Source organism: Nocardia sp. NPDC055029, from assembly GCF_053608525.1.
The window spans coordinates 59189-71273 of sequence record NZ_JBSGVQ010000028.1 but is presented as its reverse complement, the minus strand read 5'-3'; the positions used below and the strand labels follow the sequence as shown (position 1 = coordinate 71273).

At 67.5% G+C, this 12085-nt stretch carries 14 protein-coding genes; 9 read left to right on the top strand and 5 right to left on the bottom strand.

Features of this window, described 5'->3' with window-relative positions; all coding sequences use genetic code 11:
- The first annotated feature begins 118 nt into the window (after positions 1-118).
- Positions 119-757 (top strand): hypothetical protein, encoded by a 639-nt coding sequence (locus ACWF9G_RS22995; protein WP_452517784.1) that lies wholly within the window; start codon positions 119-121, stop codon positions 755-757.
- 25 nt (positions 758-782) lie between these two features.
- Here ACWF9G_RS22995 and ACWF9G_RS22990 read toward each other — a convergent pair whose 3' ends face one another.
- The gene (locus ACWF9G_RS22990; protein WP_452517782.1) at positions 783-2249 is read right to left on the bottom strand and encodes a replication protein; all 1467 of its coding nucleotides are present in this window, start codon (positions 2247-2249) and stop codon (positions 783-785) included.
- A gap of 198 nt (positions 2250-2447) precedes the next feature.
- Positions 2448-2627, bottom strand: a complete 180-nt coding sequence (locus ACWF9G_RS22985; protein ID WP_452517781.1) for a hypothetical protein — start codon at positions 2625-2627, stop codon at positions 2448-2450.
- 273 nt (positions 2628-2900) lie between these two features.
- Here ACWF9G_RS22985 and ACWF9G_RS22980 point away from each other — a divergent pair, with 273 nt between their 5' ends.
- The gene (locus tag ACWF9G_RS22980) at positions 2901-3548 is read left to right on the top strand and encodes a hypothetical protein (RefSeq protein ID WP_452517779.1); all 648 of its coding nucleotides are present in this window, start codon (positions 2901-2903) and stop codon (positions 3546-3548) included.
- 180 nt (positions 3549-3728) lie between these two features.
- A complete protein-coding gene (locus ACWF9G_RS22975) occupies positions 3729-4412 on the top strand; it encodes a class I SAM-dependent methyltransferase (protein ID WP_452517778.1) in 684 nt (227 codons plus the stop codon).
- Between the two features lie 15 nt (positions 4413-4427).
- Here ACWF9G_RS22975 and ACWF9G_RS22970 read toward each other — a convergent pair whose 3' ends face one another.
- The 3 genes from ACWF9G_RS22970 to ACWF9G_RS22960 all read right to left on the bottom strand — a co-directional run bounded on the left by ACWF9G_RS22970 (position 4428) and on the right by ACWF9G_RS22960 (position 6508).
- On the bottom strand, positions 4428-5348 hold the full coding sequence (locus tag ACWF9G_RS22970) for a hypothetical protein (RefSeq protein ID WP_452517776.1): 921 nt from the start codon (positions 5346-5348) through the stop codon (positions 4428-4430).
- A 380-nt stretch (positions 5349-5728) separates the two neighbouring features.
- Positions 5729-5938, bottom strand: coding sequence for a hypothetical protein (locus ACWF9G_RS22965; protein ID WP_452517774.1), 210 nt, complete (start codon positions 5936-5938; stop codon positions 5729-5731).
- A 27-nt stretch (positions 5939-5965) separates the two neighbouring features.
- Positions 5966-6508, bottom strand: coding sequence for a helix-turn-helix domain-containing protein (locus tag ACWF9G_RS22960; protein ID WP_452517772.1), 543 nt, complete (start codon positions 6506-6508; stop codon positions 5966-5968).
- A gap of 373 nt (positions 6509-6881) precedes the next feature.
- Between ACWF9G_RS22960 and ACWF9G_RS22955 the strand changes: the two genes are divergently transcribed.
- The 6 genes from ACWF9G_RS22955 to ACWF9G_RS22930 all read left to right on the top strand — a co-directional run bounded on the left by ACWF9G_RS22955 (position 6882) and on the right by ACWF9G_RS22930 (position 12079).
- Entirely contained in the window at positions 6882-7166 is a 285-nt protein-coding gene (locus ACWF9G_RS22955; RefSeq protein ID WP_452517770.1) for a hypothetical protein, read from the top strand.
- A 1-nt stretch (position 7167) separates the two neighbouring features.
- Positions 7168-8655 carry a hypothetical protein gene (locus ACWF9G_RS22950; protein ID WP_452517769.1) on the top strand — a complete coding sequence of 496 codons (1488 nt, stop codon included), beginning with the start codon at positions 7168-7170 and terminating at the stop codon, positions 8653-8655.
- Complete coding sequence (locus ACWF9G_RS22945) at positions 8652-10184, top strand: cutinase family protein (RefSeq protein ID WP_452517767.1); 1533 nt, start codon at positions 8652-8654, stop codon at positions 10182-10184. Before ACWF9G_RS22950 ends, ACWF9G_RS22945 begins: the two co-directional genes overlap by 4 nt.
- Positions 10185-10293: 109 nt before the next feature.
- Positions 10294-11121, top strand: a complete 828-nt coding sequence (locus tag ACWF9G_RS22940; RefSeq protein WP_452517766.1) for a hypothetical protein — start codon at positions 10294-10296, stop codon at positions 11119-11121.
- Positions 11118-11780, top strand: a complete 663-nt coding sequence (locus tag ACWF9G_RS22935) for a hypothetical protein (RefSeq protein ID WP_452517764.1) — start codon at positions 11118-11120, stop codon at positions 11778-11780. Before ACWF9G_RS22940 ends, ACWF9G_RS22935 begins: the two co-directional genes overlap by 4 nt.
- Positions 11777-12079 (top strand): hypothetical protein, encoded by a 303-nt coding sequence (locus ACWF9G_RS22930; protein ID WP_452517762.1) that lies wholly within the window; start codon positions 11777-11779, stop codon positions 12077-12079. Before ACWF9G_RS22935 ends, ACWF9G_RS22930 begins: the two co-directional genes overlap by 4 nt.
- Positions 12080-12085 lie beyond the last annotated feature (6 nt).

Sequence of the window (12085 nt, the reverse complement as noted above, 5' to 3'; positions counted from 1 at the left end):
GCCGCTGTCATATCTCGCTCGCGTACTCGTTGCAGATGCGGCCGTCACTGTGACGAAATTGTCGCGACGCCTGATGAAGCAACTCCGCGAGTTGCGGGGGAGCACTTACCGACACACCGTGCTGATCAAGTACGCCCTTGTGCTGCTCGACGTCGGAGCTCGACGAAAGTGCTCCGCCGCGGTGCCGCGTCACCGCCACCACAGCACGTACTCTCAATGTGTGGTGGATGTAGTGGGTTTGGTGAGGGAATTGGCGGAGCGGGTGGAAGGACTTCCCGCGGATGTACCCGGCGAGGTCGTGTTGACCACCGCTCACTCAGCGTTCGGGGCGATGTCCATTGCCGCCGCAGTGCTCGGAGGAAGCACGTCCGACACCGCAACCGCCGACGAACTAGCGGCGGTTGCTCTTTCGGCGAGTGCCGCGCATGCCCGGATAGCCGAGGTGGTCGGGGAGGACCTCCTCGATGCCTCCATCGACGCCCGCATCCTCGAGCTCACCGAGAACGCTGCGAACTTGCAGCGCATCAAGGCGAGTTCCCGTTGGTTGCGCGAAGCTGCCGTCTACGCGGCCCACGTCACTCACACAGCGTTGACTGAACTGGCCGAGTCGGAGCGAGCTTCGCCCAGAATGCGTAACGGCGCCGGCCTCGCTGGAGGCATCGCCGCCAACATCGGAGTTCTCCTCGACGGCGTCCCTGCTGACCGAGCACGATTGGCGCACAAGATCATCAGCAAGATGACGGCCGACCAGGAGTGACGGCTACCGGTCAGGTGTCGAGCCCTTACCGCTCGTCACGCAGGCGACGCCAATAGCTTCGGTGGTCGAATGAGCCACCGCTGTCGCGGCGCTGTGCCACCGTGTCGGCGACCGCCTGCACCTTTGCGCGAGCTGCCCGGCGACCGTCTCCGGTGAGCGCGGCCTCACGGACCCCCGCTCGCCGTTCTTCGGCAGACCGCTTCGCCGCGGTGACCGCCGCGTCGACGGCAGCATCGATCTCGGCCTTCGCCTGCGCGGCTTGCTGCTCAGCGATCTCACGCAGCACGTGCGGCGGGTACGGCAGGTCGACGGCGGCCAGCATCGCGCGCACGTAAGCCAGCGGCCAACGTGGGGGAGTGGCGGGGCGCGCCGAGTCATTGAGATCGTCTGGTGTCCATCCATGCTCGGCCGCTGGTGTCAGTACGTGCGCCCACGCGTCCGCCGAGTATCGCCTCGCCCACACCGGCGTTCGTGCGTCCCCGAGCCATCTGAGGGCCAATACGAGGGCTTTCTGCGGCGGCCTGGGCCGTTCCTCGCGCCACCCCTTCCTGTCGATGCGGCGCGAAGCGCCTCGTTTTCCACACCTCTTGGCTTCGTAACTACCACTTGAAGTCTCGGCTACGGCGCGAGCCGAGACCCTAAAGGGGTGGGTAGCCATATGTGTTTGACCTGGTCGAACTTCGTCCCCAGTGCTATCCACAGGCGTCATGTTCCGGGGTGGGTGCAGCGACCACACCGACGACCAGCCCCGGCTCTTGTCGCCCAGGCGCCAGCTGGCCATTCGCTCGACCCGAGTTCGCTGGCGCCCTCGCATCACCTCGGTCGCTACGCCCATTAGCAACATGGCGAGACGTGCTCGGGTCACAGTGGTTTCGGACAGACCGGAGCGGTCAGCGATGGTGGCGTTGCTCAGGAAGACGTCCCGACCAGTGTCGTGGTCCGCTGCAGCGGCCATGACCTCCACCACCTTCATGAACGCGCGCTTGGCGACGCCGCCGCCGGTCTTCCCGCCCCGACGCTTGATCAGGATCGGTCGCACCGTCTTGTACTGCCGGTCGAATGTGGAGTCCGCAGCCTCGATGTAGGCCTCGCGACTGAACCAGCACGCCACGGCCCCGACGCCAGCGTCATGGTCGTCGTTGCGGGGGTCGAGCCGGACCCGGCAGATGCGGCGGCACGCAGCTTCCTTGCCTCCCCACATCTCGATCAGTCGCGGGGGCAGACTGGTGCACTGGTGGCCGCAGACGTGACCGCGGCGGATCGTGGGCGGGCATTGGACGCGGCCGCGACGCTGGTTGCGAGGGCTGGATCCCCGGTAGGGCCCGTCGATGGCTGCTTCGATCAGGGCCTGCCATTTGTCGACTTCGCCGGGCTGTGGGCGGTCGATGCAAGCGATGGCAGGAAGCGGAGGGGTAGCCGAAGGCAAGACACGCCGCGATTCGGTTGAACCGACGTTTGGGCGTGCGATATCATCGGACCAGTGGTTCGTCATCAAGTGGAGTCCTGTTCCACGAATTTGGTGAGGGGCCCGGGTGGACGGCGAGTTCGCGCTCGCCTCCTCCACAAACTTCGAGGGCTCCCGGTTTGCCGACCGGGGGCCCTCAGTCCGTTTGCGGAGTCCAAACGGGCCCTGAGGGCTGTTCAGTTGTCACATCAGTCTGTCGCCGTAGGTCTCCCGCGGGCTAGGTAGTCAGCTGGCCTTTCTGTCTCTCTGCGAGACGTCAAGCTGCAGCTGCGAATCCTGGTGCTCTGGGTGGTCGCCTGCCGGTAGCGCTTCACGCAGCGCGTTCTCGACGACCTCCCACAGGTGGACGTTCTGGGCCTTGGCGGCCGTTACCACCCGCGCCTTGAGAGAGGCGTCGATCTCCACGAACAGACTTGCAACGCTGTTGGTGTCGCGATCGACACGCAGCCGAGGCGGGCCTACACGTTCTCTTCGGCGGGGCATAGTCCTAGAACTATCACGTTCTGGGGGCGATGTCATGTGACGCGCCGCCGTCGCACGGCAATTCAGATCCTGTGGCACCAGCGACATTCGACCCCGTGGGCTGCACTTGTGGGCCGACGAGGTCCGCTCGTCCTGCATCATGGCCCCGGACGACCTCAGCGGGGCACGCTTGGCCACCAATTATGTGATCATTGTATGGAATTCGCGGCCGCCGCTACCCTGAGCCTCCTTCGCGGTGATGCTGCAAAACAACGGGCACAAGGCGACGAACGGGGAGCGAGTAGCCGAATGACGGCGATGGGATTTAGGCCCGACCTCCGGTGGGAAGATCTGCACACGCTGGTCGCCAGAGTCCGCGACGGCATGCCGGCCTCACTGTGGTCGGTCGTGGAACCCTGGGCGCAGCAGCCGCGCCGGTGGGTCGGCGGACCCGGCCCGCAGGGGTGGAGCGGCGAGGTCTACGGCATCGATGTCCCGGCAGAACGAGCGCACGGCCCATGGGTCTGCGAACTCCACGCCCCGGTGCCCTGGCACGAGGTGATCGGCGAGCTCGACGGAGTATCGCTCGCATACCCCCGGCCGACAATGACCGAACTCGAGCATGTCTGGACGAAGCTCGGCCAGCTGGCAGGTGTACGCCCCGCAGTGAACACACATCTCGGACCTGCACCGAACACGAACGAGTGGATTGTCGAGATCACCGGGATCTCAGCCAGCGGGGCCGCGGTCGACGAGTCGGTCGTGGAAGAGCTCGCCGCGGACCTTCCCGGTCATGTCGGGCTGTGGACTCGAAATCCTGCGTGGCTCTACTGGGATTGCGCAGCTACAACGGGTTCCACATAGCCGTTATAGCGGGTTCCACATAGTGGACATTTGCCCAAGTAGTGCTGTCGACCCGGTTCCATGGGCGCTACCATCAGTAGTTGCACCGGCCGGAGAGTGACTCCCGAGCCCGGAAGCAGTTGCCCCAGTTTGTGAGGCGCGCTTCGGGCTGCCCTCGTTCCGGGATACGGAGTTCCTTGTATGGATGGTCAGATCACCCGCGCCGAGATCGACGGCGCCGCCGTCTACACACCCGCATTCCTGCGGGTCTACGACCCCTTCGTCCTGGGCATCAACAACACCTTCGTATGGCGTTGTCCCACAACGAATTTGCTTGCTCAATACAACGCGAACATATCCGGGGTACACCTGGACATCGGGCCGGGAAGTGGGTGGCTACTGGGCCGCACGAAGTTCCCGACGGCACAGCCAGTCGTCGAGCTGCTGGACCTGAATCCAGCACCACTGCAGGCCTCGGCGACCATCCTGCGCGGTCGCGGAATCGAGCCGACAACACACGAAGGTTCGGTCCTGCGGCCGCTGCCGACCACCCGCCGGTTCAGCTCGGTCGCGGCGAGTTTGCTCATGCACTGTGTGCCGGGCTCCTGGGCCGAAAAGGGCATCGCATTTCAGCATGTTGCCGACGTCAGCGCCGATGACGGCGTCTTCTTCGGCAGCACGGTGCTGTCCTCGCCTACCACGCTGCTGAGCCGCGCGACCGGGGCGTTCTTCCGCCGTAACAGCGCATTCCACAACCAGAGCGACGACGAGCTAGGTCTGCGCAGCGCACTCGAGGCGGCCTGGTCTGAGGTCACCGTGTCGCAGATAGGACAGGTCGCGTTATGGATAGCCCGCGGACCGATTCGCTATCCCGCAACACGGTGACCGTGCGTGTGGTGGTCAGTGCCGACCGTAGACAGCGGGCCTGAGCAGGATCGCTGTCGGCTTCATCGGCCGTCCCTTCTGTGAACTGGGCAGGGCCCAAACCCGTGCGTGGTAGTCGCGTTCGTTGATCGTCACCGCCAGCTGCATGGCAGGGCCCTGCACAGGGGTGCGCTGGACCTGGTCGAGCACATCGGTGATGTGGTGGTCGGAAAGGTCGTCACGCAGTGCGCCCGCGGTGTGCAGGGTGAACCGCTCGTGGGCGTCGACGAGAACGAGTGTGGACAGCGGGTCCACCATGTTGCCCATCGTCGCGTTGAGTTCGCGGTGAGGCATCCTCACCGACAGGCCGTACACGGTGCCAGTCGCGGGGCCACCGCCGGCCACGGCGCTGGACCAGAAGTGCACCCAGTCCGGTGCGCCGGGCGGGTGGATCGACCACATCGCTTCGGCGAGAAGTCCCTTCTCGCCGGTGCGCGAATCCCAATACAAGCCGAGGAAGTTCGGAGCATCATCTGCATTGACATAGCGGAGCAGATCCCGGATCGGACGTGGCTGGCCGGGCTTACGTCCGTCGCCGATGATGGCCAGGTCGTCCCCACCGCTCTGGGTGGTGACCGCGTCGACGTCGAGGATCCAGCTGTTGTAGGTCGGGCGCGGGGTGACCGGGCCCGGCGCCAGCCACACGATCAAGCCGACCGGCTGGCCGTCGGGTGCGCAGACCCAATGGGTTCGGAACTCGAGGCCTTGGTCTGTGGCAGTGAGGTCCACCAGTCTCAGCTGGGCAGGGTCGTAGTCCGGCCTGTCCATCGCCTCGAGCACCGGCGCCAGCTCGGCCTCGATCATCCCCGTGAGAAGTCGTTCCCCCGTGAAGTCGATCTTGAGTTCGTCGCTGCGATTGAGTAATCGAGCGACCCGCGTACCCGCGGCTGAGTGCACAACAAGTTTCCCACCCCGTATTCGCGTGGCGATGACATCGATTCCGATCCATGTCTGCGGCAAACGCATATGCCAACACTAGTGCGAGATCCAGAGCGGATGGGCATCGCGGTGGCCGAAAGATGCAGGATGCCGACGATTCTGGACCTCGCGAACATTGCTCGGTGATTGCCGTCGCGCATAACTCCGCGCTATGATGCGAGGGCGCCGGCCGGAGAGTGACTCCCGAGCCCGGAAGCAGGAGCTGTATTTCCGCTGCTTTCGTGCTTCGTGTCTTGGGGGTCACGGCCATGAATTCTCGTATCGCTCACGTCTACTGCACCCGCCGCTTCGGCGGCGTCGAGTCGTGCCCGGACGGCTGCAGCACACCGGCTCCTGCCTCAGATCGCCAGCGTGACCGTCGCGCACCGGAATCCGGTGTCATCGTCGAGCATCGTGCTGAACGCACCGCCCTTGAGCTCACGGCGATCGGCCGCGGTGCCGGGGGAGTCGGTCCATTCCCACACGCCGCCGCAGAGGTCGTAGATCCCAAATGCACTGGCGCTGAGGAAGTTCCGCGCAGCGATTCCGCCAATGATGCTGATGATCAAACACACCGGACGGTCGCGATGATGGCCCTACGCCGGTGCTCCGGCCGGGCGGTCATGGGCACGCTGCCAGGCCGCGCGGATCTCTGCGACATCGTCGGCGCTGACCCTGGCCGGATCGGCGGCGTAGAGAGCGGCGAGCTGCTCGGCGCGCTCGTCGGTCAGCGCGAGTTCACCGCGCTCGGTCCGGCCGAAACTCTGCGTGGTCATGCCCAGCGCGGCCGCGGCCTCGGGCTGGGTCAGACCAGCCAACCAGCGCAGGTCGGCCAGCGTGCGCGACTTCGGGGCGATGACGATCAGCTTGTCCATCGGGACGGCGAGAACACCGGCGGCGGTACGCAACAGGTTGGCCTGGGGACTGCGGTCGCCTTTTTCCCAGCCGTAGATGGCGGTCGCGCTGATGCCGCTGAGCCGCGCGAGGTCGGCGACCGAAATCTCCGGCAGGCCCGCCGCGGCGCGGTAGGTGCCCGGCTGGGCTTGCCGTTCGGCCTGGAAGACGCCGGGCTCGAACCCACGAACCACTTTGCGGGTCAACTGACCAGCACTTCCCGGCTTGGCGTCACGGCGAATCATGAAATCAGCATACTGGCGCGGAGTCACGGACGGTGGTTATATGGTGTGAACATAACGCGTAATTGATATCGGGTGTCTCCCCACTGTTGGCGCAGCGGAGAGACGCAGAACTCAGCGGTTGGCGCCGCGTAAGTCGAGTCCTGATTCCTTTGTGAGCAGAGAGAAGGTCCCTGCTGTGTCCAGCGTAGCGGCTCCGCTCCCGCGTTGTACCCGTCCTGCGCGCACGTCAAGGTGGCGAAACACCACCTCGCGCGCCCATTCGATCCGTCCCGCCGGCCGACTGCAGCTGACGCGCTACCGAGCCGTCTGGCATATCCGCGGCCGCCGCCGAAGCCTGCGCGGCGAGCTCACCGAATCGTGTGTGGTCGTCGGGATGTTCACCGACGGCCAGCTCTCTGGCCTGACTGCCCTGACCGATACCGGGACAGCGGAATTCGGTCTGGTGCGTGAGCTGGTCGTCGACCAGGCGCCGCAAGAGGTGCTGATCATCGGGGTCGCCCCGATGCGGTCGGCGCCCGCGATCTGGCAGGCCGCCGAGGCGCTCACCGCAGCGCTGGCAGGCATCGCTGCCACCACCACGGTCTACACCGAAAGCCTTTGCGACACAGCGCCAGTGATCGACCTGGGCGCAACAACCAACACCAATTGGAGGGGATGAAATGAACACAGGAAAGTCGAGCACACCGTCACACCCGATCACCATGATTCCGGCCGGTGAGACCCGCGAGGTGTCGACCACGCACACCGGACAGCGCGCCGGTACCCGCGCCGCCGTCGCCTTCGCCACGGCCGCCGCCGTCGCGCTCAGTGCGGCTGGTGTCGCCGCGGCCGCCGAACAGCAGCCCGGCGTCACCGGTCCCACCGAGCAGCAGCCCGGTGTCACCCCGCGCCCGCAGACCGAACAGCCCGGTGTCACACCGACTCCGACGCCTCCGGCCAAGCCCCAGGAGAGCCCGCTGGGCGCGGTGATCCCGGATCCGCCGAGCTACGCCCCGGAGGAGTACCGGTCCTCGCCGACCCCGGCACCGCAGCAGCAGGCGCCCGCCCCGCAGCAGCAGACTCCGCCCCGCCAGAGCGGGCCCTACTACAGCGGCCCCTACGCCGACGAGGGCCAGTACAGCACCCCGCAGACACCCGAGGCCCCGGCCCCGAGCCTGGCCCAGGACCTGCCCAACCTGCACGCTCCGACACCGCTGCCGGAGAAGCCGAAGATCATCATGCCGCCGGACCCGACCAAGCTGGGACTCGGCCAGACCACGATCGACAAGCCCGACTGGGTGCCCGCCGACGTCGCGTGGGAGATCAACGGCCACATCGCCGTTGCCCAGCGCGACACCAACGCGTTCCTGCAGTCGACCGGCCTGAACCCGTCGCGCTCTGATGCGATGGCAGCGGCGATGGTCCTCGGCGGTGTGAGCGGATTCTGCATCGGCGCGGGCGCGGTCGGCGTGCCGCTGGCCGCAATCGGCGCGGTCGGTGGCGGCCTGATCGGTGGCACCGTCGGCGGTATCGCCGGTGCGGCGGTCGGCACCCTGGTCCCGGTGCCGGTCATCGGCACCGTCACCAGTGGCGTCGCCGGTACCGCGATCGGCGCGGCCGCCGGTGCTGCGATCGGTGCGGCTGCTCTCGGCATTCCGGCCGCTCTGGCTGGCGGTACAGCCGGTGCGGCGGTCGGCGTCCTGGCCGGTGCGGTGGCAACCGGTGGCGACGGCAGCGATTTCACCCCTCGCCCGGCGGTTCCGGTGGACCCCGTCGAGCCGCAGGAGACGGTGCCCGCACCCGCGCCGACACTGCACGACCAGTTCGCCGCGCAGGCCGACGCCGTCGCGGACAGCACCGAGCAGGCGGTGGACTGGGTCGAAGCTCAGCCCGGCGGCCAGCAGGCCACCGAGTGGGCCGTGGACCTGGGCAACAACACCGCTGCGGCGATCGAGGCGCAGCCGTGGGCGCAGCAGGCCGGTGAAACCCTCACCCAGACCGCCCACGATGTCGTCGACGCGGCGCAGAACAATCCCGACACCGCGCCGATCGTGGACGCGCTCGTCGCGGTGATCGGCGAGCAGGAACCGTTCGCGGCTGACCAGTTCGGTGCGTTCACCGACGTGGCCAATCAGGCGCGGGGCGTGGTGCAGGGGGTCATCCAGTGAACCGCCTCGGACGAAGCGCCGCAGCGGCGCTGAGCATCGCGTGCACCACCGTGCTGGTCGCGGCACCAGGCATCGCCAACGCGCAGGAAGGCGACGACACCACCACGACGGGCGGATGCCCGGCGCTGATGGCCCTGGGCGTGCAGGGCACCGGCGAGTCCTCGCCGGGCGCCTCACCGACCAACGACACCGGCATGCTCAGTGACGTGTTCCGGCCGTTCCTGGCCGGAGCCCAGGAGGCCGGGATCGACGTCGGCCGCGAGTACATCCCGTATTCGGCCGGGTACGGCGGGTTCGTCGCCGGTGGCAGCGAGTCCTACCAGGTGTCGGTCACCGGCGGCAAAGACCGTCTGTCACAAACACTGTCGGACAAAGCAGCCGAGTGCCCGAGCACACGGTTCGCGTTGGTGGGCTACAGCCAGGGCTCGCACGTCGTGAGCAAGGTGGCCCACGAGATCGGCCAGGGCAGCGGCCCGCTCAGCGCCGACCGCGTGGCGGCGGTGGCCATGTTCGCCGACCCCACCCGCGCCGAAGGGGCCCAGACCTTCCCCGGTGCCTCCCAGAACGCTCCGTCATCGGTGCCGGGGACCTCCGGCGACGCGGTCGCGGCTCTCGGACAGGTCACCCAGTCCGGCGCGACCGGCGGTGGCATCTCCCCGGACGCCGACAAGACACCGAGCTTCGGCACGCTCACCGGGCGGGTCGCGAGTTTCTGCTCGGCGGGTGACCTGGCCTGTGACGCACCGCAGAAGGCGCCGCTGATGCAGGCCGTCGCCAACATCAGCGGGCAGGCCGAATTCGGTGGTGACCCGCTGCGGGCCCTGGCCTCGATCGGTCAGGCGCTCGCGTTGACCGGCATCAAGACCGCGACATCGGTGGTCAACGAGGACATCTCGGGGAACAGCTTGGCGAATCTGTCGATCTCGCCGAAGAAGTCGCTGTCCGCGCGGATCGCCGAAGCTTCCGATCCGACGACCGAGCTCGATCCGGGCGAGGTGATCCAGGCGCTCTACAAGGTCGCCACGATCGGCATCAATTCCGCGATCACGGTCGCCAAGACGGTCCTCACTCCGACCAACATCGCCGAAATCGCCGCCGCTGGCCTGTCGAATCCGATCGGCGCCCTAGCGGTTTTCGGCACCAAGCTGGTCGGCGCGCTCCCGCAGCTGGTCCCGCCCGCGACCCAATCGCGGCTGGTGCAGCAGACCTTCACGGCCTTCACCGACAACATCACCGACAACAGCGATCTGCTGAACGCGACGAACTGGGTGAAGTACTCCCAGGTCCTGCAACAGCACGGCTCCTACAGCAACGACGCCGCCACCGGCGGCGGCAAGCCTGCGGTGGGCTACGTCGCCGACTGGCTGACCGCAGCAGCCAAGGACGCCGCCGGAGTTCCGGCGACCGGCCCGGCCGATGCCGGTCAGCAGCCACCCAAGCCCGACATCTCGACGCCGAAGGCGACGTCACCGGCCAAGCCCACGCCGTCCAAGCCCAGCGGCACGGTGCCGACGAGTTCACCGAACTGACTGACCCATGTTCTGCCAGCTCACGCTGCGCAGACCCAGTGCAGGGGCCGGACTTCCGGCCCGGCCCCTGCACCCGGATTACCGACATCACCCTCGTAGGAGGTGAGCAATGTTGTTCCCACACAACGATGATCCGAACAGCACCACCAAGCCGTCGACAGGCTGGCAATCCTGGCTGGCGCCCACCATCGACCCCGCGCCCGCCCAGCCGAACGCCCAGCTCGGCGACTCGGGCGCCGATCCGGCGATCAACCACGGTGGCGACGTGCACATCCCGACCACCGAGGGCGCGGACTGGTCGCAGTGGATCTCCGAATCCAGCCCGGCACAGCCCGCCGTGGCTACGCCCGCCGCAGCAGGGGAGAAGACCAAGAGCAAGTGGGGAAAGGGACCGCTGATCGGCGCGGTCCTGGGTGGGGGAGTGGCCGCGGCCGCGGTGGCCGCCGGTGTGGTCGTGCTGGTTTCGGATCCGACAGCGCCTGGTCTCCCCACACCGGCGGCGACCCCGTCTTCGGTCGCCACCGCGACCACCTCGCCGGTCGTCGACCCAGTGCTCGGCGGCGGTCCCAGCTGCGCGGCCACACGCCAGCCGAATGTGGTGGTCGGCAACGGAACCGGGTCGACCGGCTCGGGGCCGGATGCGATCCTCGCGTTCCAGCACGCCTACTACACGACCCGCTCCGGCGCTGCGGCCCGCAAAGTGACCACTCCGGACGCGAGCGTCTCCGCAGTCGAGGTCGTCGACGCCGGAATCGCCACGATCCCGCCCGGAACTCGCCACTGCATCACCATCACCCCTTCCGGCAAACCCGACCAGTTCAAGGTCGTGATCGCTGAGGTCCGCCCCGACTTGTCGGTGCGCAGCTACCAGCAGCTGGTGACCGTCGCTGCGGTCGGCGCCGACACCCTGATCACCGAGATTGGAGCGGTCGAATGACCAGCACCATGGACGCCCGCACCGCCGATCCGGCGGCCTCGCCGATCGCGTCTGGACTGCGGTTGCGGACCGGCAACCTGTCCTTCGCCGCTGCTGTCGCGCCACCGCCGGAGAGGCGGGCCCCGGTGTGGGACAGGCCCGTTCCGCACACCGGCCGCGCTCCGGCGGTGTGGCTGCTCGGCGCGCACGGCGGTGCCGGGGTCTCGACGCTGGCCCAGATGCTGGCCCCGGCCGGGGACAGCGGCCGCCGCTGGCCTGCCGCGATGGGTGGCGAGTCCCCGTTCACCGTGCTCGTGGCCCGCGAAACGATCGAGGGCCTGTCCCGCGCGCACGACCTGTTGCGCCAGTACCACTGCGGGCTCATCGAGGGCAACACCGTGCTCCTCGGTCTGGTCACCACCGCACACCAGCCAGGCAAGCCACCGCGCGCGATTCGCCGCTACCTCGATGTCATCTCCGACCTCGTCCCGGAACACGGCCGCTGGCGCATCGACTGGCAGGACGACTGGCCGGTGACCGCACTGGATCAACTCCCGACCTGGGCGCCGGGCAACGAAGCCCCCGCCAAAGGAAACGACCCGCTCAAGAGCGTGCGCGGCCTCGGCCAAGCACTGCTCGACACCCTCAAAACCGCTACCACACAAGGAGACAACCGATGATCGCCATGCTCGCACTGCAGACCACCGACTTCCTCGCCCAGGGCATCGACGTCGACATCACCCCGAAGGCCCCCGCCGGATCCAACGGCTTCATCGAGATCCTCCGGATCGGCATGTGGATCGTGCTCATCTCAGGTATCGCCGCCATCATGGCTGGCGGCGCCTTGCTCGGCTGGGAGAAGTTCAACGGCGGCGTCTCGGTGGCGCCGAAGATCATCTCCGGTGCGCTGATCGGCGGTGTCATCGCAACGTCGGCGGGCGCCATCGTCAACGGCGTCATCGCGGCCGCGCAGAGCTGATTCAGT

Bases quoted from the DNA above. Each gene is read 5' to 3' on its own strand.
- ACWF9G_RS22990 (WP_452517782.1), bottom strand. From the start codon at position 2,249: ATGACGAACCACTGGTCCGATGATATCGCACGCCCAAACGTCGGTTCA.
- ACWF9G_RS22980 (WP_452517779.1), top strand. From the start codon at position 2,901: ATGGAATTCGCGGCCGCCGCTACCCTGAGCCTCCTTCGCGGTGATGCT.
- ACWF9G_RS22975 (WP_452517778.1), top strand. From the start codon at position 3,729: ATGGATGGTCAGATCACCCGCGCCGAGATCGACGGCGCCGCCGTCTAC.
- ACWF9G_RS22960 (WP_452517772.1), bottom strand. From the start codon at position 6,508: ATGATTCGCCGTGACGCCAAGCCGGGAAGTGCTGGTCAGTTGACCCGC.
- ACWF9G_RS22955 (WP_452517770.1), top strand. From the start codon at position 6,882: ATGTTCACCGACGGCCAGCTCTCTGGCCTGACTGCCCTGACCGATACC.
- ACWF9G_RS22950 (WP_452517769.1), top strand. From the start codon at position 7,168: ATGAACACAGGAAAGTCGAGCACACCGTCACACCCGATCACCATGATT.
- ACWF9G_RS22940 (WP_452517766.1), top strand. From the start codon at position 10,294: ATGTTGTTCCCACACAACGATGATCCGAACAGCACCACCAAGCCGTCG.
- ACWF9G_RS22935 (WP_452517764.1), top strand. From the start codon at position 11,118: ATGACCAGCACCATGGACGCCCGCACCGCCGATCCGGCGGCCTCGCCG.
- ACWF9G_RS22930 (WP_452517762.1), top strand. From the start codon at position 11,777: ATGATCGCCATGCTCGCACTGCAGACCACCGACTTCCTCGCCCAGGGC.